This window comes from Kocuria palustris (genome assembly GCF_016907795.1).
Lineage (GTDB): Bacteria > Actinomycetota > Actinomycetes > Actinomycetales > Micrococcaceae > Kocuria > Kocuria palustris.
Genome location: NZ_JAFBCR010000001.1, coordinates 1,240,090 through 1,260,799, shown reverse-complemented (window position 1 = coordinate 1,260,799; position 20,710 = coordinate 1,240,090). Strand labels below are relative to the sequence as shown.

At 70.5% G+C, this 20,710-nt stretch carries 19 protein-coding genes; 13 read left to right on the top strand and 6 right to left on the bottom strand.

What is annotated here, in order from left to right; genetic code table 11:
* Nucleotides 1–48 precede the first annotated feature (48 nt).
* From JOE55_RS05555 to benA, 4 genes are all read right to left on the bottom strand, one after another.
* Nucleotides 49–954 (bottom strand): 1,6-dihydroxycyclohexa-2,4-diene-1-carboxylate dehydrogenase, encoded by a 906-nt coding sequence (locus tag JOE55_RS05555; RefSeq protein WP_239546444.1) that lies wholly within the window; start codon nt 952–954, stop codon nt 49–51.
* A complete protein-coding gene (benC, locus tag JOE55_RS05550; RefSeq protein WP_204782254.1) occupies nt 954–2,555 on the bottom strand; it encodes a benzoate 1,2-dioxygenase electron transfer component BenC in 1,602 nt (533 codons plus the stop codon). Before benC ends, JOE55_RS05555 begins: the two co-directional genes overlap by 1 nt.
* Before the next feature lie 254 nt (nt 2,556–2,809).
* Complete coding sequence (gene benB, locus JOE55_RS05545; RefSeq protein WP_024289769.1) at nt 2,810–3,325, bottom strand: benzoate 1,2-dioxygenase small subunit; 516 nt, start codon at nt 3,323–3,325, stop codon at nt 2,810–2,812.
* 47 nt (nt 3,326–3,372) lie between these two features.
* Nucleotides 3,373–4,764: a benzoate 1,2-dioxygenase large subunit gene (gene benA / locus JOE55_RS05540; RefSeq protein WP_204782253.1), complete on the bottom strand. Its 1,392-nt coding sequence runs from the start codon at nt 4,762–4,764 to the stop codon at nt 3,373–3,375.
* A gap of 412 nt (nt 4,765–5,176) precedes the next feature.
* On the opposite strand from benA, the gene catA reads away from it, so the two are divergent.
* Nucleotides 5,177–6,046, top strand: coding sequence for a catechol 1,2-dioxygenase (gene catA / locus JOE55_RS05535; RefSeq protein WP_204782252.1), 870 nt, complete (start codon nt 5,177–5,179; stop codon nt 6,044–6,046).
* A 345-nt stretch (nt 6,047–6,391) separates the two neighbouring features.
* On the opposite strand, the gene JOE55_RS05530 is transcribed toward catA, so the two are convergent.
* Both JOE55_RS05530 and JOE55_RS05525 read right to left on the bottom strand, forming a co-directional pair.
* A complete protein-coding gene (locus JOE55_RS05530; RefSeq protein WP_204782251.1) occupies nt 6,392–6,988 on the bottom strand; it encodes a hypothetical protein in 597 nt (198 codons plus the stop codon).
* A 59-nt stretch (nt 6,989–7,047) separates the two neighbouring features.
* Nucleotides 7,048–8,187, bottom strand: a complete 1,140-nt coding sequence (locus tag JOE55_RS05525; protein WP_204782250.1) for a hypothetical protein — start codon at nt 8,185–8,187, stop codon at nt 7,048–7,050.
* Nucleotides 8,188–8,444: 257 nt separating this feature from the next.
* Between JOE55_RS05525 and JOE55_RS05520 the strand changes: the two genes are divergently transcribed.
* The 12 genes from JOE55_RS05520 (at nt 8,445) to JOE55_RS05465 (ending at nt 20,626) form a co-directional block, all read left to right on the top strand.
* Nucleotides 8,445–9,521, top strand: coding sequence for a glutathione S-transferase family protein (locus JOE55_RS05520; protein WP_204782249.1), 1,077 nt, complete (start codon nt 8,445–8,447; stop codon nt 9,519–9,521).
* A 152-nt stretch (nt 9,522–9,673) separates the two neighbouring features.
* Nucleotides 9,674–10,522 carry an HpcH/HpaI aldolase/citrate lyase family protein gene (locus JOE55_RS05515; protein ID WP_024289775.1) on the top strand — a complete coding sequence of 283 codons (849 nt, stop codon included), beginning with the start codon at nt 9,674–9,676 and terminating at the stop codon, nt 10,520–10,522.
* A 119-nt stretch (nt 10,523–10,641) separates the two neighbouring features.
* Complete coding sequence (gene malQ, locus JOE55_RS05510) at nt 10,642–12,915, top strand: 4-alpha-glucanotransferase (protein ID WP_338125432.1); 2,274 nt, start codon at nt 10,642–10,644, stop codon at nt 12,913–12,915.
* A gap of 419 nt (nt 12,916–13,334) precedes the next feature.
* Nucleotides 13,335–13,571 carry a 50S ribosomal protein L28 gene (gene rpmB / locus JOE55_RS05505; RefSeq protein WP_006213877.1) on the top strand — a complete coding sequence of 79 codons (237 nt, stop codon included), beginning with the start codon at nt 13,335–13,337 and terminating at the stop codon, nt 13,569–13,571.
* Nucleotide 13,572: 1 nt separating this feature from the next.
* Nucleotides 13,573–13,740, top strand: coding sequence for a 50S ribosomal protein L33 (rpmG, locus tag JOE55_RS05500; protein ID WP_006213876.1), 168 nt, complete (start codon nt 13,573–13,575; stop codon nt 13,738–13,740).
* A gap of 1 nt (nt 13,741) precedes the next feature.
* Entirely contained in the window at nt 13,742–14,047 is a 306-nt protein-coding gene (gene rpsN, locus JOE55_RS05495; RefSeq protein WP_053447915.1) for a 30S ribosomal protein S14, read from the top strand.
* 70 nt (nt 14,048–14,117) lie between these two features.
* Nucleotides 14,118–14,402 (top strand): HU family DNA-binding protein, encoded by a 285-nt coding sequence (locus JOE55_RS05490; RefSeq protein WP_006213874.1) that lies wholly within the window; start codon nt 14,118–14,120, stop codon nt 14,400–14,402.
* Between the two features lie 248 nt (nt 14,403–14,650).
* Nucleotides 14,651–15,310 (top strand): hypothetical protein, encoded by a 660-nt coding sequence (locus tag JOE55_RS05485; protein WP_053447914.1) that lies wholly within the window; start codon nt 14,651–14,653, stop codon nt 15,308–15,310.
* Between the two features lie 241 nt (nt 15,311–15,551).
* On the top strand, nt 15,552–16,199 hold the full coding sequence (locus JOE55_RS05480; RefSeq protein ID WP_204782247.1) for a copper resistance CopC family protein: 648 nt from the start codon (nt 15,552–15,554) through the stop codon (nt 16,197–16,199).
* Nucleotides 16,196–16,876, top strand: coding sequence for a copper chaperone PCu(A)C (locus tag JOE55_RS05475; RefSeq protein WP_204782246.1), 681 nt, complete (start codon nt 16,196–16,198; stop codon nt 16,874–16,876). Before JOE55_RS05480 ends, JOE55_RS05475 begins: the two co-directional genes overlap by 4 nt.
* A complete protein-coding gene (locus JOE55_RS05470; RefSeq protein ID WP_204782245.1) occupies nt 16,873–18,276 on the top strand; it encodes a Dyp-type peroxidase in 1,404 nt (467 codons plus the stop codon). The genes JOE55_RS05475 and JOE55_RS05470 overlap by 4 nt, the downstream gene beginning before the upstream one ends.
* A 139-nt stretch (nt 18,277–18,415) precedes the next feature.
* Nucleotides 18,416–20,626, top strand: a complete 2,211-nt coding sequence (locus JOE55_RS05465; protein WP_239546442.1) for a bifunctional copper resistance protein CopD/cytochrome c oxidase assembly protein — start codon at nt 18,416–18,418, stop codon at nt 20,624–20,626.
* The last annotated feature ends 84 nt before the right edge of the window (nt 20,627–20,710 follow it).

Sequence of the window (20,710 nt, the reverse complement as noted above, 5' to 3'; positions counted from 1 at the left end):
CGGCCGACTCGAGGGAGTCGACCGGCCCCGGGGGCTGCGTCCGGGGGCTCAGCCCTGGTCGCCGCCTCCCACCGGCAGCACGGAGCCGGTGATGTAGGAGGCCTCGTCGGAGGCCAGGAACACGATCGGGGCGGTCTGCTCCTCGAGCGTGCCGTAGCGCTTCATGTACGAGGAGTCGACGGTCTGGTCCACGATCGCGCGGTACCAGGCCTCCTCCTGCTCGGTTTCCGGGCCGGGTCCGCGCTGGACGGCGCGCGGGGGTGCCAGGGTGCCTCCGGGGGCCGTGGCCACCACGCGCACACCGCGCTCGGCGACCTCGAATGCCAGTGCCTTGGTCAGGGCGTTGACGCCTCCCTTGGCCGCTGCGTACGGCACGCGGTTCAGCCCGCCGGTGGCCACCGAGGACACGTTGACGATCGTCCCGGAGCCGGCCTCGAGCATGGGCCGCAGCACCGCGTGGCACGCGTACATGGTGGGGAACAGCGAGCGGCGGATCTCCTTGTCGATCTTCTCGACGTCGTACTCCTCGTACGGCCGGGCCCAGGTGGTCCCGCCGACGTTGTTGATCAGGACATCGATCCGGCCATGCGCCTCGAGCGCTGCGCAGACGAACTGCTCCGCGCCCGAGGCCTGCTCCAGGTCCACTCCCGTCACCGCGGTGGCCCGGCCGGCGCCGGAGCCCGTCTCCGCGCGCTCGTTGATGCCCACGGCGACCTCCTCGGCGATCTCGGAGCGGTCCACGAGCACGACGGTGCCGCCCTCGGCCGCCACCCGCTCTGCCACAGCGCGGCCGATGCCCTGAGCAGCTCCGGTCACCACGACCACACGGTCCGCGAAGCGGCCCGGGCTCAGGTGCGCGCGCTGCCCGGCCTCAGCCTCGACGGTCGGCATCCCGGAGACATCGGTGCCCGTGGCGCCGGGAGTGCCGGGGCCCTTGCCGTCTGCGGAGGCCATCAGGAATCCGCCCCGGCGGCCGTCTCCGGCTTCTCGTCGGCGGAGGTCTCGTGGGCGTCCACTGCCGTGTCCATGGTCTGCTTGGCCTGGACGGTGTGGGACTGGATCAGCTCGAGCGTCTTCTCGAGCTCACCGGCCCGCATGAGCTCCACGAGATCGTGGTGCTCCTGCGTGACGGTCTCGAAGATCACGCCGCCGTTCTCCAGGGCCTCGCGCATGTGGGAGGGGGTGTCCAGCCCCTGGTACGCCGCGAGCAGCGCGGGGTTGTCGGCGACCGTGAAGGGGTACTCGTGGAAGTCGTAGTTCGCGGCCACGAAGGCCTCGTAGTCCACGAGCTTGCCGTCCTCGACGGTGCCGTCGCACTTGTCCGCCAGGCGGCCCCAGTTGTCGAGCTGCTCCTCGGTGAGCTTGCCGATCAGCAGGCGGGCGGCGGCGGTCTCCAGCCCGGCGCGGGCATCGAGGTGCGCGGCGGTGTCCACCTTGCCGAACTTCAGGACGCCGGTCTCCATGGACGAGACCGCCTGCTCGGCGGAGGTGGACGAGTCGACCTCGTCGGGGGAGACCGGAGCGCCGGTCTCGTCGTCGCCGCCGGTGGTGCCCTTGGGGGCGAAGCGCTCGAAGTAGAAGTTGGCCGGGTTGACCTGCTTCTCGTCGAGCCAGGAGGACACGGCGTTGACCATGGGGGGCGGGCCGCACAGGTAGATGTCGACGTCGCCCTCGTTGAGGTGCTCCGGCTCGGTGATCTGAGTGACGTAGCCCGTGTGCGGGGCGGAGGTCCCCTCCTCGGAGGCGATGTAGTCCCAGGTGAAGTCGGAGAGCCGGTCCTCGTAGGCCTTGAGCAGGTCCAGGCCCACGATGTCCGCCTCGCGGGTCACGCCGTAGATCAGGTGCACCGGCTGATCGGTGCCGGATTCTGCGAGCTTCTCGAGGATCGACAGCAGCGGGGCCAGGCCGGTGCCGCCGGCCAGCAGCAGCAGCCGGCGCTTGGGCTCGCGGAGGAAGAACGAGCCGAAGGGGCCGGAGAACTCGATCTCATCGCCCTCCTGCGCGCGGTCGCGCAGGTACTCGGACATGGCGCCCTTCTCCGAGATGCGGACCATGAAGGCGGTCTCGTCGGTGTTCGGGCCGCTGGACATCGAGTACGAGCGGACCTCGTCGGTGCCGGGGACCTTGATGTTCACGTACTGGCCCGGCAGGAAGGAGAGCTCGTCCCGGTTGGGGATGTCGATGCCGAAGGAGATCGTGGAGTCCGAGTGGCGCTCGATCATGTCGACCTTGCCGTTGAACGTCACGGCGGAGGTCTTGGCGACCTCGGAGGTCGACGGGATGTTGATCGACATGTCCGACTCGGGAGTCGACTGGCAGGTGAGCAGGTAGCCCTTCTCCAGCTCGTCCTCGGTCATGGCGTCGTCGATGAAGTCGCCGGGATCGAACTCGCCGGACTCGCAGAACGACTTGCAGGTACCGCAGGCCCCGTCGCGGCAGTCCGACGGGATGTTGATGCGCGCCTTGAACGCGGCATCCATGATCGTCTCCATGTCACCGACCTTGATGACCTTGGTGACGCCGTCCTCGAAATTCAGTGCGACCTGGTTGGGCATGGTCTTCTCCTCGTCCTCTGCGGCGCTGCGGCCGGCGCAGGAAAGCTCGTGGTCCGACGGCCGCGCGGGCGGGATGCTCGCGCGGGGGTCGGGATTCGGGAAGGCCCGGGATGGCCCCGGGCGGGGGTGCGGGGCGCCGGGCAGACGGCGACTCGCGCGGGTTCGACGGGCGACACCCGAAAGCCCGCCGCCGTGCTCTGCGTCGGTCCGTGACGGAGCCAGAGCACGGTCGGCGGGCCGGAGGGCGCCTGCGATCAGATCATGTAGACGTCGATCACCTGGTGGATGTAGTCGTTCTTGAGCACGACCTTCTTCTTGGTGATCTGGGGCTTGTCGCCGGCGAGGTCGATGTCGACCTCCGCGTGGCCCCAGTAGTACATGTCGTTGTTGTAGCGGAAGTAGCCGGTCAGCCAGTTGTACCGGACGTGGACGGTGTCGCCGTCGCGGCCCAGGACCTCGATGTCCGAGAGGTTGTGGTTGTGCCGCGGCTCCGGCAGCGACGTGGCCGACGAGCGGTCCGTCTTGATGCGGAAGACGCGGTCCTCGAGGCCGCCGCGGTTGGCGTAGTAGATCAGCGAGATCTCGGTCTGCGGATCCGTGGTCAGCTCGTGATCGTCGTCCCACGACGGCATCCAGTACTCGGCGTCCGGGTGGTAGCACTCGATCCAGGCGTCGAAGTCGCGGTCGTCGAGCAGGCGGGCCTCGCGGTGGAGGAAAGCGCGGACGGTCTCGAGGACCTGGATGTCCTCGATGCTCATGAGCTCAGCCATGTGGTGTCTCCTTCAGGTCTGGGGAATCGGTCTGCGAGGGGCGTGCGTCAGCTCGAGGCGGCCGCGGACTCCGCAGCCTCTGCCTCGGCGGCCTCCTCGGCCTGCAGGCCCGACTCCATGACCTCGTGCCAGTAGCCGTGCTGGATGGGGTAGAGGCCCTCGTCCTCGGTCTTGACGCCCGAGGCGAGCACGTTGTCCATGCCCAGCGCCTTGGCCTGCTCGTCCGGGCCCTGGATCTCGTGCTCCATGCCGCGGGTCATGTCGTTCCACTGCGCGCCCTTGGCCCAGTAGGTCTTGTTGCAGGAGCGGAACTCCTCGAGATCGTCCGGGGTGGCCATGCCAGAGGCGTTGAAGAAGTCCTCGTACTGGCGGATGCGGTTGGCGCGGTTCTCCTTGGACTCGCCGACCGGGGCGATGCAGTAGATCGTCACCTCGGTCTTGTCCGCGGACAGCGGGCGGAAGACGCGGATCTGCGAGGAGAACTGATCCATGATGTAGACGTTCGGGTAGAGGCACAGGTTGCGCGAGATGTTGACCATGAAGTTGGCCATCTCCTCGCCGTACTTCTCCACGAGCTCCTCGCGGCGGTCCCACAGCGGGCGGTCCTTCGGGTTGCCCCACTCCTGCCACAGCAGCAGGTGGCCGTGCTCGAAGGAGTAGAAGCCGCCCTTCTGCTTGCCCCACTTGCCGGCGTCCATGGCCTTGGTGGTGTTGGTGGAGTCGCCCGAGGAGCGGCGCGAGGTGGTCGCGGCGTAGTTCCAGTGCACCGAGGTCACGTGGTAGCCGTCGGCGCCGTTCTCCGCCTGGACCTTCCAGTTGCCGTCGTAGGTGTAGGTGGAGGCGCCGCGCAGGACCTCGAGGCCGTCCGGGGACTGGTTGACGATCGAGTCGATGACCTTGGTGGCATCGCCCAGGTGCTCCTCGAGGGGCTTGACGTCCGGGTTCAGCGAGCCGAACAGGAAGCCGCGGTAGGACTCGAAGCGCGCGACCTTGGTGAGGTTGTGCGAGCCCTCCTTGTTGAAGCCCTCCGGGTAGGCGCCGTTGCGGCCGTCCTTGACCTTGAGCAGCTCGCCGCTGTTGCGGAACGTCCAGCCGTGGAACGGGCAGGTGAACGTGGTGCGGTTGTCCGTCTTACGTCGGCACAGCATGGCCCCGCGGTGCGCGCAGGCGTTGATGATGCAGTGCAGCTGCTCATCCTTGTCCCGGGTGATCACGACGGGGGTGCGGCCGATGTTGGTCGTGTAGTAGTCGCCGACGTTCGGGATCTGCGACTCGTGGGCCAGGTAGATCCAGTTGCCCTCGAAGATGTACTTCATCTCGAGCTCGAAGACCTCTTCGTCGGTGAAGATCTCGCGCTTGGCGCGGATGACGCCGTTCTCGCGGTCGTCGATGACGGCGTTGTCGATGACCTCGTGCAGATGGCTCAGGTTCTCAGTCATGGCTCATCCTGGAGTGTCGACCGGGCCGCCCCGGAAAGGTCCTGGGGCGGGTGCGCGGCTCGCGCTTCCCGACGTGCGGTCTGCGGCAATGCGGCACGCTTCAATGGTGCTCCAAGTCTGGGGCTCGGTGACGGCGCTCACATCAGGGGAATGCCTAGTGCAGGGCAAGGGGTTCGCATGTGCCGATTCGAGAAGAGAAACAGGTCGATTGATATTTGTGATGTGAGCAATGAGCGACCTACTCTTGCTGTATTGCACATCACATGTGCGGCCGGGCTCCTCGCTCCGACAGGACGTCCGCAGCCCCCTGGGGCTCATGGGCATCCGCTGCGGCGGGGACGGCTCCGCATCGACGCGGCGCAGCCATGGGCGGCGTGCTCGCGTCGGCAATCCGAACTATGTGGAGGTCGACATGACTGAAACCCGCAAGGAGCACGAGGGCACAGCCGTCGAGGCCGGCTCGCTCGCCACCCAGCGCTTCGCCGAGTCCGGCAAGCTCTCCGGCCTGGACGTCCCGGTCGAGCGCGTCGACGCGATCGCCTCGGACCTGGTCGACGCCCTGAACGAGATCGCCGTGAAGCACAGCGCCACGTACGAGGAGTTCAACGCGTTCAAGGCCTGGCTCATCAAGGTCGGCTCGGACGGCGAGTGGCCGCTGTTCCTCGACGTGTGGCTCGAGCACACCATCGAGGACATCAACTCTCAGGACCGTCCGGGCGTCGTCGGCACGATCGAGGGCCCGTACTACGTTCCGAACGCCCCGCAGATGCAGACCCCGGCCACGCTGGAGATGCGCGAGGACGAGGAGGGCACCCCCTTCGTCTTCCAGGGCGACTTCACCGACACCGCGGGCAACCCGATCAAGGATGCGACCGTCGAGATCTGGCATGCCGATGCCCAGGGCTTCTACTCGCAGTACGCCCCGGAGCTGCCCAAGTGGCTGTTCCGCGGCACTGTGGCCGCCGATGAGAACGGCCACTTCGAGATCCACACCAAGCGCCCGGCGCCGTACCAGATCCCCACCGACGGCGCCTGCGGCCAGCTGATCGCAGCCGCCGGCTGGCACGCCTGGCGCCCGGCCCACATCCACATCAAGGTCCACGCTCCGGGCTACCAGCTGGTCACCCAGCAGCTCTACTTCCCGGGCGATGTCCACAACGAGGACGACATCGCCGGTGCGGTCAAGCCCGAGCTGATGCTGGATCCGCAGGACAACCCGGAGGCCCCGGGTGAGATGGCGACCTACAACTACGTCCTGGCCCGCGAGGGCGAGACCAAGTGATCAGCCTCCGCTGATCCCGCGACGCCGGCCAGGGGGGAGCTCCCGCTGGCCGGCGTCGCATCGCACGAGCCCTCGGGGGGTACCGACCAGGTGCGCCCGGGGGCATCTGAGTCTCCGCCCGACGTGCGGAGAAACATGATTAGTCGATGTCTTGTCAGTGGACTGAGGTGTCCCCTATATTGGGGGATGTCGCGCGTATCGGCCCGAGGACGTCCCCCGTATGTGTTCTCGGATGATTCCCGCGCGCGATGGTGCGTCCCGTTCCCCCGATGCGGACGCCAGAACGGGCCCTGCCGATCCCCCAAGCGGCAGGGCCCGTTCGCACCCCCGGGGGCAGGATGCTCTTCAGCGTCGCTGGCCGCGGATCCAGGAGGAGTCGTAGCCGTCGTCGGGGCGCCGGTGCGGGCGGTCCTCGAAGCGCTCGGGATACTCCTCGGCCCAGTCCACACGGCGCAGCGGGGCGTCATCGTCATCGTGGATGGTGAGGCGGGAGGCCGCCACGAGTCCGAAGCTCAGTCCGGCGAAGGTGACCAGGGTGGCTGCGCTGACCAGCCAGACGATCGTCCAGGGGGAGCCGGACTCCGGGGCGGTGCCGTCGGCCCAGAAGGCTGCGCCCAGGAAGACGAGGGCCAGGGCAAGCACCGCGGAGGGCAGCAGCCATAGCGCGCGGCCGCGGCGGTGCTCGCGAGCAGGCAGGCGCAGCCCTGCAGGCACGCCCATGCCCACGGCCAGGAATCCCGCAGCACCCAGCACCGCAGGGAGCAGGCCCAGGGCTCCCAGGAGGCTCCGGCCGGTTGCGGAGAGCGAAGCGCACAGCAGCAGGCCCAGGCTGATCATGGCCAGGGATATCCCGCGCACAGCCCGGCGTCGCGCGCGGACGGTGCGCTCGTCCGTCGATGGCGCGTGCACGGAGTCCTCGGCCGGATCGGGGCGCTCGGTCACGGGATCACCTCCTGGTGGTTCTGATCCGCCCGCGGACCTGCGGCGGATCTGACCCGTCTTCAGGATACGACCGGAGCCTCGCGGGTCCCGGTGAGATCCATTCGGTAGAAGGTGGTGCCGTGCAGCGGGGCCCCGCCCACCCGCTCGAACTGGCGCGACGAGCCGCGGTTCTCCTCCACGATGAAGGTCACCAGCAGCCGGCGATACCCCTTCTCGCGCAGGCGGGACATGACCTCCTGGCTGAGCATCGACAGCAGGCCCTGGCCCTCGTGCTCCGCGCGCGTGCCCTGGACCAGCAGCAGGGCCTCGCGGCGGTAGCGCCGGTTGCACACCAGCAGCTTGGCCTGGTCCCACAGGCGCATCCGGCCGCGCGCCTCGCGCACCGCGGGCGAGATGTTCGGGATGCAGATGAAGTGCGAGGCGATCCGCCCGGTGGCCCGATCGCGCAGCAGTCCCACGATCTCCAGATCCAGCATGATCGACAGGTCCTTGACCGAGGCGGCGAACTGCTGCTCGTCCATGGGTGTGAAGTAGTGCTGGCGGCCCATGGCCTCGTTCACGGCGGCGGCGATCTCCGGCAGGATGCCGTCCACGTCGCGGCGGCGCAGCTGCACGAGCTCCACACCGCGGGCGTCGAGCTCGGCTGCCTCGGGGCGGCGCAGCGGCGCGCGGGTCAGGTCCACGCTCCAGGTCGCGCCCTCGGTCCAGCGCTCGAAGCCCAGGGCCTCGAAGCTGTCCGGGACGCGGCTCGGGTTCCAGGGCTGGTCCATGAACGTCGGCTGGGAGAAGCCGCTGGTGATCACGCCGCAGCGCTCCTGCCCGTCCAGGGCCACCGGGCCGAGCAGCTGCTGCTTGCCCATGGACCGCCCGCGCTCGGCGGCCCAGGCGGTCAGCGTCTCGAGGCAGGCGTGATCTGCGAACTCGGTGGCCCCGAAGAACAGGGTCGGCGTGCCCAGACGCTGCTCGAAGGCGTCGTGGGTGTGCACGGTCGAGCGAGCCCGCGCGGCCCCTTCCTGGTCGCGGACCAGGACCAGGTCGATGCGCCCCGGGTGATCCGCGGAGCCGTGGAACCAGCTGCGGATCGTCTCCTCCATGATCGGCATGTGCAGGTGGGCCGGGTGCAGCTCCCAGGGCAGGTCGATGAACTCCTGCAGCTGCGCCTCCGTCCGCACGATGTCGACGCGAAGTCTCTGGCTCACGGGGTGCTCTCCCTCTGGCCCGCGCGCAGCGGGCCGGGTGACGGTGGGGGTGTCGGGGTGTTCCCGCCGTCCGTGGGGGCGGGCGCAGGACGTCTGGCGGGATCGTACGGGATGCGCGAGCGTCCTCGGTCGTGAGGCGGGTCATGGGCACTGGCCGGATCTCTTTTGGTGACGTATCATCTAAACCAGGAACGGGTCGCCGGCCCCGCCGCAGCGCGGGGCTCGGGGCCGCAAGCGCACCACGATGGAGGAGAGCCATGAGCGAGCTGACGACAGCAGGCACCGAGCACAGCACCAAGGGCGCCTACGTGCACCAGGGCGAGGAGTTCGACCGGGACGCCAACTACATCGAGGACCGGATCGTGGCGGACCCGTCGTCGGCGCGGCTGAACGAGGGGGCGCAGGCCTGGCCGGTCGAGGCGGGGCGCTACCGCCTGGTCGCCGCGCGCGCCTGCCCGTGGGCCAACCGCACGCTGATCGTGCGCCGCCTGCTCGGGCTCGAGGATGCCATCTCGGTCGGGCTCCCGGGGCCCACCCACGACGTCCGCTCGTGGCGCTTCGACCTCGACGAGGGCGGGAAGGACCCGGTGCTGGGCATCGAGCGGCTGCAGGAGGCCTACTTCGCCCGATTCCCCGACTACCCCCGCGGCATCACGGTGCCGGCGATCGTGGACATCGAGACCGGTGGGGTCGTGACCAACGACTTCCCGCAGATCACGGAGGACTTCGCCAAGCAGTGGACGGCTCATCATCGCGAGGGCGCCCCGGACCTGTGGCCGGCTGAGCTCGAGGACGAGATGCGGGCGGTCATGAAGCGGATCTACACCGAGGTCAACAACGGGGTGTACCGCGCGGGCTTCGCCGGCTCGCAGGAGGCCTACGAGAAGGCCTACGACCGGCTGTGGACCGCCATGGACTGGCTCGAGGAGCGGCTGGCGGACCGGCGCTACCTGATGGGCGATCACGTCACGGAGGCGGACGTCCGCCTGTTCACGACCCTGGTGCGCTTCGATCCCGTCTACCACGGCCACTTCAAGGCCTCGCGCAACAAGCTGTCCGAGATGCCCAACCTGTGGGCCTACGCCCGCGATCTGTTCACGACCCCCGGATTCGGCGACACCGTCGACTTCCAGCAGATCAAGGAGCACTACTACATCGTCCACGAGGACCTGAACCCCACGCAGATCGTTCCGGTCGGGCCGTCGCTGGAGAACTGGCTCGAGCCCCACGGCCGCGAGGCGCTGGGCGGCAGCCCGTTCGGCGACGGGACCGCCCCCGGACCCGTGCGCCCCGACGAGCGCGTGGATCCGGCGCACACGCCCCTGGCGGTCTGAGCCCGGGCGCCGACCCCGCGGCGCGACCTGCGCTCAGCGGCCCGGCCCGGCTGGGGCGACGGCGGTACGCTGGTGGGTCGAGACCCGCCCGGCTGCCGCGCAGGCCCCGCCCCCGCCGCCGGGCCGCCCCCACTCCCCTGAAGGATGATTCCGTGACCCCGTACCGCAATCAGCGAGCCGCCGCTCTGCCGGCCCGGCTGTCCCGCTCCGTGCTGCTGGTCGGAGCCGGCGATCCCTCGGCCTTCGTCCCGGCGCTGGCCTCGGAGGCCGACTCCGTCATCTTCGATATCGAGGACGGCCTGCCCGAGGGGCAGAAGGAGCAGGGGCGGGCCGATGTCGTCGAGGCGCTGAACCAGGGCGCGGGCGCGTGGGTGCGGATCAACGACATCCACTCCGAGCACTGGCAGGCGGACCTGGATGCGCTGTCCGGGGCGCGCAACCTCCGCGGGATCATGCTGGCCAAGACCGAGTCGTCCGATCACATCACGCGCACCGCAATGATGATGCCGGCCGGCACCCCGGTCATCGCGCTCATCGAGTCCGCGCTGGGCCTGGTCAACGCGAATGACATCGCCCGGGCCCCGGGCGTCTTCCGCCTGGCCTTCGGCGTGGGCGACTTCCGCCGCGACACCGGCGCCTCCGGCGACCCCATGGCCCTGGCCCATGCCCGCTCGACCCTGGTGGTGGCCTCCCGCGTGGGCGGTCTGCCCGGCCCGATCGACGGCCCGACCCCCGGCGCCTCCGGCGAGCAGCTCGACGAGGCCTGCCGCGTGACCCAGTCCATGGGCATGACCGGCAAGCTGACCCTGGATCCGGCTCAGACCGAGGCGATCAACTCCGGACTGGCGCCCTCGGAGCAGGAGATCGCCTGGGCCCGCGAACTGCTCCACGAGCACGAGTCCGGCATGTCCGGGACCATGGACGGCAGCTACCTGCCGCGCCTGGCCCGCGCCCGCAAGGTCTCGGATCTCGCCGCGACCTACGGCCTCTGGAACCGCTGACCCGACTCCGACGAGCCCTCGCCGCGCGCGACGAGGGCTCGTCGGCGGTGTGAGGGTCGACTCGTCGGGACGATGGAGCCGACCGATACGATGGCGGCATGGATCAACCCCAGGAGCGCTTGAGCACTTCCGCAGGACCCACCAGCACCGGCGGCAGTCCGTCCGGGCAGACGCTGCGGCGCCTGGCCGAGCAGCTGGGCGTGAGCACCAGCTACGAGGGCTTCGACGGCCAGGAGGCGCAGGTCCCGGACGCCACGCTGAGCTCGGTGCTCACGGCCCTGGATCTCGATGTCTCCTCCGAGCGGGCCGCGCTGGACTCCCTGCAGGAGCACCTGGATGCCCCCTGGCGCAGGCTCCTGCCGCCGGTGGTGATCGCCGTCGAAGGCCGCGACGACTCCTTCCCCGTGCACGTCCCCTCCGGCAGCGAGCCCACCGTGGAGCTCTTCGCGGGAGAGCGGACCCGGCCCCTCGAGGCCGTGCCCGGAAGCCTGAGCACCCGGGAGATCGACGGGTGCCCGGTCGATCGCATCCTCTACCGCATCCCCTCCGATCTGGCCCCGGAGTGGTACGAGCTGCGCGCCAGCGCCCCGGAGATCGATCACGGGGTGCCCACCGAGGTCGAGCTGGCGGTGACGCCCGCCCGCCTGTCCACCACCGATCGGCTGCAGGACAAGCGCCGCTGGGGCTGGGCCGTGCAGCTCTACTCCGTGGCCTCGAACCGGACCTGGGGCGTGGGCGATCTCAACGACCTCGCGGGCTTGGCCGCGATCGGCGGCGAGCAGGGCGCGGACTACATCCTGATCAACCCCCTGCACGCCTCCGAGCCGGTGCCCCCGCTGGAGGCCTCGCCCTACTTGCCGGTGACCCGGAGGTTCTTCAACCCGCTGTATCTGCGCATCGCGGGCATCCCCGAGATCGTCTACCTCCGTCCCGGCGACGCCGAGGTCGTCCAGACGCTGGATGCCATCCAGCGGCGCAGGATCCTCGAGGTCGACGACGTCGAGCGGGACTCCGTCTACGCCGCCAAGCTGAAGGCGCTGGAGCTGCTCTACACCGTCCGCCGCTCAGCACAGCGCCAGCAGCAGCTGCGCCGCTTCGCCGCCGAGGGCGGGCAGCAGCTGCAGGACTTCGCGCTGTGGTGCGCGATCCGAGAGGAGATCGGAAAGGACTCGCCGCTGTGGGAGGACGAGGCCGCCGGTCCGGACTCGCCGTACGCCGTCGAGGCCCGCACGCGCCTGCAGAGCCGCGTCCACTTCCACATCTGGCTGCAGTGGCTGCTCGACGAGCAGCTTGCCAGCGCCCAGCACGCTGCGGACTCGGCGGGCATGGCGATCGGCGTGATGCATGACCTGGCCGTGGGAGTGTCCAAGGACGGGGCCGATGCCTGGTCGCTGAACCGGTCTCTGGCTCGGGGAGTCTCCGTGGGCGCTCCCGCCGACATGTACAACCAGCAGGGTCAGGACTGGAGCCAGCCGCCGTGGCATCCGTTCCGTCTGGCGGAGGCCGGCTACCGCCCGTGGCGGGAGATGCTGCGCGGGATCTTCCGCCACGCGGGCGGCATCCGGATCGACCACATCATGGGCCTGTTCCGGCTGTGGTGGATCCCGGAGGGCAACAGGGCCTCCGAGGGCGCCTATGTCTACTACGACCACGAGGCCATGCTCGGCATCCTGGCGCTCGAGGCCCAGCGCGCGGGCGTCGTCGTGGTCGGCGAGGACCTCGGCACGGTGGAGCCCTGGGTGCGCGAGGAGCTGGCGGCCCGCGGCGTGCTCGGCACCTCGGTGCTGTGGTTCGAGACCGAGGGCGACGGCCCCAAGGACCCCCGCGACTACCGCGTGGAGACCATGGCCTCGGTGGGCACGCACGACTTCCCGCCGACCGCCGGCTACCTCCAGGGCGTCCAGGTGGACCTGCGCGATGAGCTCGGACTGCTCGAGCGGCCCGTCGAGCAGGAGCGAGCCGAGGCTCAGCAGACGCTGCAGCGCTGGCTCGACGCCGTCCGGGCCGAGGGCCTGCTGCCCGAGGAGGCGAGCGAGCAGCAGACCGTCGAGGCACTGCACGCCTACCTGGGACTGGCGCCGTCGCTGCTGCACTGTGTCCAGCTCGTCGACGCCGTGGGCGAGCGCCGCGTGCAGAACCAGCCCGGCACGACCGATGAGCAGCATCCCAACTGGCGCATCCCGCTGGCCGATGACGAGGGCCGACGCGTGCTGCTCGAGGAGATCCAGGGCTCGGAGCGCGTGCGCTCGCTGTCCGCGGTCATGAATCGGGCCCTCGGGCGCGGGATGCGCAGGCAGAACCGCGAGGGCGCGCCCTCGCAGCCGCGGACCATGGACCCGGACGCCCCCACCGCGCCGTGGACCACCGGCTCCGTGAGCCCCGTCGAAGGCTGAGCCGCGCGGCAGGGTGTGGGTGATCCCACCCCCTGCCGGTTGGTCTTCCGCGCCGTGTCGACTAGACTCGCCTCTCGTCCCATCCCTGTCTCGGGCCCGATCAAGGCTCCGGACGGCACCCGGGGAGGGGCGGCATCCTCCTTCACCGGGGGATGCGGAAAGTTGCGGGCAACCCGGCGTCAACCTACTATCTAAGGCTGTCGTGTGGTGGAGTCCACCTTCCGGCACCAAGATCTTCACCGTCGTCATGGCGGACCCCTGACGGTTACCCACCGTGCCGGGCCCGAGTGCGGGCCCTGGGTTCATGAACGGTGGCTGTACTCAGGTGACGGGACGCCCTGGCCGCTGCCGCAGTTGCATCCGTGCATCAGCGCGCACCACAGCGTGCCGTCATTCGTCGACATTTGGAGGAGAGCACAATGGCAGCGTATTGCCAGGTGACCGGAGCTCAGCCGGGCTTCGGGCACACCATCTCGCACTCGCACCGCCGCACCAAGCGCCGGTTCGACCCGAACATCCAGAAGAAGCGCTACTGGGTCCCGTCCCTGCGCCGCAACATCACGCTGAACCTCAGCGCCAAGGGCATCCGCGTCATCGACGCCCGCGGCATCGATGCTGTCGTCGCCGAGATGCAGGCACGAGGGGAGAAGTTCTGATATGGCCAAGGATAAGGACGTCCGTCCCATCATCAAGATGAAGTCCACCGCCGGCACCGGGTACACCTACGTGACCCGCAAGAACCGTCGGAACAACCCGGATCGCATCGTGCTGAAGAAGTACGACCCGGTCGCCCGCAAGCACGTCGATTTCCGCGAGGAGCGCTGAGATGGCCAAGAAGTCCAAGATCGCCAAGAACGAGCAGCGCAAGGTCATCGTCGCCCGCTACGCCGACAAGCGCGCGGAGCTCAAGAAGACCCTGATCGACGAGAACGCCTCGGACGAGGCTCGCGAGGCAGCTCGTCTGGGCCTGCAGAAGCTTCCTCGCGACGCTTCGCCGGTCCGCGTGCGCAACCGCGACCAGATCGACGGCCGCCCGCGCGGCACCTTCCAGAAGTTCGGGATCTCCCGCGTGCGCTTCCGGGACATGGCTCACAAGGGCGAGTTGCCGGGCATCACCAAGTCGAGCTGGTAATTTCCCGTTCGGCGGGCATCTCCCGATGAGATGCCACTGAGTAGACCCCAATCTTCAGGAGGACTGCAGTATGGCTAAGAACCGCAGCGAGATCGTCGCCGAGATCGCCGAGAAGGCCGACACCACCCAGGCGCAGGTGAACGGCGTCCTGGACGCCCTCTTCGAGGTCCTCGAGACCTCCGTCGCTCAGGGCGAGAAGGTCACCATCCCGGGCTGGTTCTCCGTCGAGCGCACCGTCCGCAAGGCGCGCACCGGACGCAACCCGCAGACCGGCGAGTCCATCGAGATCCCCGAGGGCCACTCGGTGAAGCTCTCGGCCGGCTCCAAGCTGAAGGCTGCGGCCTCCTCCAAGTGATGCGGCGCGGCTGAGCAGCAGGACTGCTGCCCGGCCCGAGCGCCTCAGGGCGGCTCCCCCTCGGGGGAGCCGCCCTGAGGCGTTTTCGGACCAGGCGGTGCTCCGCGTCATGGCCCCGCAACCGGCCCCCGCGGATTTGCGGGGCGGACGCGGCGCGCGGCATACTGTGGGGCATCTGCCCGGGCGGTCGAGGCCCCGCCGCCCGGAGTCCGCATCGCCGCCGGAGGCCCGAAGGAGGGACGCTCGCCGTGATCACCGCGCGCTCCCTCCGACTGCTGCGCGGCTGGACCGCGGCCGCGGTGGCCACGGGTGCAGCCGCCCTGGCCCACACCGCCGCCGGAGGCCCGTGGCCGTCGCCGCTGCTCGTGGCCCTGTGCCTCGCGCTGTCGGCGCCGGTGTGCATGCTGCTGGCCGGACTGCGGCTGCCCGGGCTGGGGCTGACGCTGTCCGTCGCCGTGTCGCAGCTGCTGTTCCACGGACTGTTCTCCGTGTCCGGGAGCATGTCCGCAGCCGTCGATCACACCTCGCACGCCGGGCACGTGGGTGCCGCCTCCGACGGCCCGGAGCTGGTCCTGAGCGCCACCGGAGCCATGGTCCACGACCATGCGGCGCTCGAGGCGCTCGGAGTCAGCTCCGCGAGCGCCGCATGGCTCATGCCCGTCCTGCACGCTGCGGCCGGGATCGTGACCGTGCTGGTGCTGCGCCACGGCGAGAAGCTCGCCCTGCGGGCCGCGGCCACGCTGCTGATCCGTGCTCGAGCACTGATCTCGCGGATCGGGGACCCGGTCGTCATCGCCGCATCCGCGTGGCGCTGCGCACCGATGGGCCCGGCCGTGCCGCGTCTCGCCCAGGTGATCCTGGCCGCACTGCGCTACCGGGGTCCGCCCGTGCGGATGCTCGCCATCTGATCCTCCGCGCTCCACGTCGAGCCGCGCGCTCCGGAGTGCGCCTGAGACCGCACCGGCGCGTCGGCCCGTGGACGTCGCGGCCCCTCACGGGTCCAGCGGCTTCTGCCTGCGGACGATGGCGAGATGCGCAGCTCCACGCCGAGCGGGCCAGCACCGGCACCGGATCGGCTCCATCACAGCATCATCGCCGCCCCTCCATTCCCTGAAGGGCATGTCCGAGGCGCGGCGGAGGAGGAACTCCATGTCCATCAGCAAGCACACCATGAGCGCGGGGGCCGGACTGGCCGCTGCCGCGCTGATCGCCATGCCGGCACCGGCGCTGGCACACGACAGCCTCACCGGCTCGAGCCCCGAGAGCGGGGCCTCGAGCGCTGAGGCTCCCCAGGGGATCGATCTGACGTTCTCCGCGGCCCCGCAGGACATCGGCCTCGATATCCGCGTCAGCGGGCCCGACGGCTCGGACGTGACGGACGGCGAGCCCGAGATCCAGGGAACGACGGTCACCCAGCCCCTGTCGGATCAGGCGGACGAGCCGGGCGAGTACTCCGTCGTGTGGCGGGTGGTCTCCTCCGACGGGCACCCGATCGAGGGCGCCTACGACTACACGGTCGAGGGCGGGGAGGCCAGCGCCTCGCAGGAGCCCGCAGGCGGGGAGCCGGCCGAGGGGTCGTCGTCCGCCGGGGCATCCGGCTCGGCGCAGGCCCCGGAGTCGGCCTCCCCGGACGCGGACGACGCCCCGACCGAGGGGCAGGACGACGACCAGCCTTCGTCCGACACTGGGGACGAGTCGTCCTCCGGCACAGCCCTGTGGCTGCTGATCGGCGGCGGCGTCGTCGTGCTGGGTGCCGTCGCTGCGGCCGTCGTGATGATGCGGAGGATGGGGCGATGAGCGCGCAGGCAGCCGCGCGGCGGCGCCTTCTGCCCGCTGCGGCCGCCGTGGGCGGCCTGCTCCTGCTGTCCGGCTGCGCCGTGGGACAGGACGCCCCGGACGGCGACTCGGCCTCCAGCAGCGCCTCGAGCAGCGCCGAGGCGCAGGGCGGCGATCAGCTGGGCGTCGAGCAGCCCTGGATCAAGGCGGCCGATAGCGGGATGACCGCCGCCTTCGGGCAGCTGCGCAACGACGGCGACACCGCCGTCACCCTGACCGGCGCCTCTGCCGACGGCATCGCGGGCGAGGTCGAGCTGCACGAGACCGTCGCGGATCCGGAGACCGGGGCCACCAAGATGCAGGCGCTGGAGGACCCGATCGTGATCGAGCCGGGGGAGACCGTGACCCTCGAACCGGGTGGGCAGCACATCATGCTCATGGATCTGCAGTGCGCCCCCATGGCCGGCACCGAGCTGAGCGTGCAGCTGCAGTTCGAGGGCGGTCAGGAGCAGAGCCTCCGGCTGCCCGTGCGCGACTACGCCGGTGCCAAGGAGGAGTACGCACCGGGCGAGGAGCCCACCGCCGGTGAGAGCCCGGAACATGCCGACGAGAGCATGGAGGGCATGGATCACGGTGACATGGCGGGGATGGAGGACTCCTCCTCGGAGGCGCTGCCCATGTGCGAGGAGGCTGCGTGACACAGCGCCGTCCCGATCCTGCTGCGCGCTCCCGCGGCGCGCAGCAGGGCCCGGTCGAGGCCCAGGGCGGCTCAGCGCAGCCGCCCTGGGCTGCGGCCGGGGCGCCTCAGGGCGAGTCCCGTCCCGCGCGGGGCCTGTCCCGGCGCGGGCTGTTCGGCGCAGGCGGCGCCGTGGGAGCTGCCGCTGCGGCTGGCCTGGGCGCTGTCGGTCTGGGCGCCTCCAGGCTGTCCGTGCCGACGCGCTCGGGAGGCTCGAACGCTCAGGCGGAAGAGGCTCAGCCCGCGTTCATCGGCGACATCGCCGAGGACTTCCACGGCGAGCGCCAGGCCGGCATCGACACCCCCGCGCAGGGTTTCGCGGCCTTCCTGGGCATCGATCTGACCGAGGGCACCACGCGCGAGGACCTGCGCCGCATGCTCGTCGTGCTCACCCAGGACGCCGCCGAGCTGACCGAGGGCCAGGCCCCGATCGGCGACCAGGAGCCCGAGCTGGCGCTGAACCCGTCGAGGCTCACGGTGACCTTCGGCTTCGGGTCGGGGCTGATGCGGATCCTGGCCCCGGCGGCCGCCCCGTCGTGGCTGGCCCCGCTGCCGGAGTTCTCGATCGATCAGCTGCAGCCGCGCTGGAGCGACGGCGACCTGCTGCTGCAGCTGTGCTGCGAGGACCCGCTGACCCTGGCGCACGCTCAGCGCGTGCTGCTCAAGGACGTCCGAGGCTTCGGGCAGGTGCGCTGGGTGCAGGACGGGTTCCGCACCGCCGCCGGAGCCGAACCCGCGGGCACCACGCCGCGCAACCTGTTCGGGCAGGTCGACGGCACCGTCGACACCGCCGCAGGCACGCCCGAGCACGAGAGGATCGTGTGGGGCCAGGGCGAGGACGCGTTCGAGCCCTGGATCCAGAACGGCACCTCCTTGGTGCTGCGCCGGATCCACATGAACCTGGACACCTGGGACGAGGTCGACCGCATCGGGCGCGAGGACGCCGTGGGACGCACCTTGGACACCGGGGCGCCCCTGACCGGTGAGCACGAGCACGACGAGCCCGACTTCGAGGCCACGACCCCCGTGGGGTTCCCCGTGATCTCGGACTACTCGCACATGCGCCGGGCGCGGCACCCCGATGAGCGGGTGCGCATCCACCGGCGGGTCTACAACTACGACATGCCCGTCAGCGGGGCCTCCGGGTTCTCCCGCCACGACGAGACGGAGGGCGGGGTCAGCGACTCCGGTCTGCTGTTCGCGTCGTATCAGTCGGATCCGGCCCAGCAGTTCCTCCCGATCCAGCAGCGCCTGGACGAGCTCGACATGCTCAACACCTGGACGGTGCCGATCGGGTCCTCGGTGTTCGCGATCCCGCCGGCCTGCGAGCCGGGCGGATTCGTGGGGGAGCAGCTGTGGTGAGACCCTCGGGACAGCGCTGCCCGGCGGAGGCCCCGAACGCGGGCCCCGGTCGGCCGGCAGCAGATGGATGGAGGTGCGCCGCGACGGCGCGCCCAGCAGCACAGGCCGCGGCGCAGACGGCGCCGGCCGGGAGGACAGCATGAGCAGCACGGCGAACTCGACCGGGACCGCCCAGCAGCGGCGGTCGGGGCGAGGCCCCGCCCTCGGAGGCGGATCCTCGCCCTCCACCGGGCCCGGGGTCGTCCACGGCCTCTCGCCCTGGTGGATCGCAGGGGTGCTCGTGGTGGTGCTGCTGTCGCTTCTGGGTGCCCTGGCCTTCTCGGGCGCCTCCGCCCCGCAGGAGGTCGCCGATCCGGGAGCCGCAGTGCGCTGGGGTCTGCCGATCGCCGAGGCGCTGCGGGACACGGGCATGATCGTCGCGCTCGGGTCCGTGCTGCTGGCCGTGTCGGTGCTCCCGCACCGGCAGCGCTCGGGGCGGGGCCGCTCGCCTCGGGCCCGCGCGGGGGAGCAGGAGCCCGAGTCCCCGCTGTTCGCGCGCACCGTCGCTCTGGCCGGGGCGTCGTCGATCGTGTGGACCGTGGCCTCGGTCGCGGTGCTGATCCTGACCTATGCCGATGTCTCCGGGGTGCAGCTGTCCGCCAGCTCGGACTACACGCGCCAGCTCGTGAGCTTCGCGACCGAGATCCCCACGGGGCAGGCGATCGCCGTGGGCACGATCGTCGCCGCCGTGACCACGACCCTGCTCTTCGGCCTGCGCTCCCGGCTGGGACTGGCCGCGGCCATGGCGGTCGGCTGCCTCGCGATCGTGACCATGGCCCTCAACGGCCACAGCGCCGGCGGCGACGATCACATGGGCGCGGTCAACTCCCTGGGTCTGCACCTGCTCGGCGTCTGCCTCTGGGCCGGCGGGCTCGCCGCTCTGGCGTGGATCTCGCCGCAGCTGGCCGCGGACACCACCACTTCGGCACTGCCGATCGGCACGCGCGGGCGCCGCGGCGCCGAGTCCGGGCAGGCCGCCCGAGGCCGCCGCGTCCCCACCATCGCCGTGGTCCTGCATCGCTTCTCGACCCTGGCGCTGTGCTGCTATGCCCTCGTGCTGGCCTCCGGGATCATCAACGCCGGGGTGCGCATCGGCACCTGGGAGCAGCTCACCAGCGACTACGGGGTCCTGGCACTGCTCAAGCTCCTGCTGACCCTGCTGCTGGGCGTGGCCGGTCTCATGCACCGCCGCGCAGTGATCCCCGCGCTCGAGGCGGGGAAGGTCTCGGGGCGCCGAGCCGTATGGCAGGTCATCCTGGGCGAGCTCGTGCTCATGGGCGCGCTGATCGGCGTCGCCGTAGCACTCGGCAACTCGGCGCCCCCGGTGCCCGAGGAGCTCTCCGACAACGCCTCCCCGGCGCGCATCCTCACGTTCTACGAGCTGCCGCCGGCGCCGACGCCCGAGGGCCTGGTCACCATGTGGCGCTTCGACTGGCTGTGGGTCGCGGTCATCGCCGTGCTGGGCCTGTCCTACGCCTGGGCCCTGTGGAAGCTCGCGCGCACCGGCGGGCGCTGGTCGCCCCTGCGCGCAGTGTCCTGGTTCGCCGGCCTGGCCCTGCTGATGTACGCGACGTCCGGCGGTCTGGCCATCTACGCGCGGGTGCTGTTCTCCGCGCACATGGTCGAGCACATGTCGCTGACCATGATCATCCCGGTGTTCCTGGTCCTGGGCTCGCCCGTCACCCTGCTCCTGCGGGCCCTGGAGCCGCGCCAGGACGGCACTCGCGGACCGCGCGAGTGGATCCTGCGCCTGGTCCACTCCACCTGGGGCAAGGTCGTCACGCACCCGATCTTCGCCTCGGTGAACTTCGCGGCCTCGATCGTGATCTTCTACTTCACGGACCTGCTGTCGGTCACGCTGCGCTACCACGTGGGCCACGAGTTCATGATGGCCCACTTCCTGTTCACCGGGTACATGTTCGCCCTGGTGCTCGTGGGCCAGGACCCCATCCCGTACCGGCCGCCGCACTTCATGCGACTGGTCCTGCTGATCGCCACGATGGTCTACCACGCGTTCGTGGGCGTCACGATCATGGGCATGGACTCCCTGCTGGAGGCCTCCTGGTTCGGCAACATGGGCCGTCCTTGGGGCGCCTCGGCGATCGAGGACCAGCAGATGGGCGGAGCCCTGATGTGGGGCATCGGCGAGCTGCCCACGGCCATCCTGGCCGTCGTCGTGGCCATCCAGTGGGCCATGGACGGCAAGCGCGAGAACCGCCGGGTGGATCGCGAGGCGGATCGCACCGGCGATGCCGAGCTCGAGGCCTACAACGAGATGATGCAGTCGCTGGCCGAGCGCGAGCGCCGCTGAGCCGGACGGAATACCCCGGCGCCCGCCGGGGGTTGACACGACGGGGCAGGACCGAGCGATCGGGCCCCGCACGAGACGAGCACG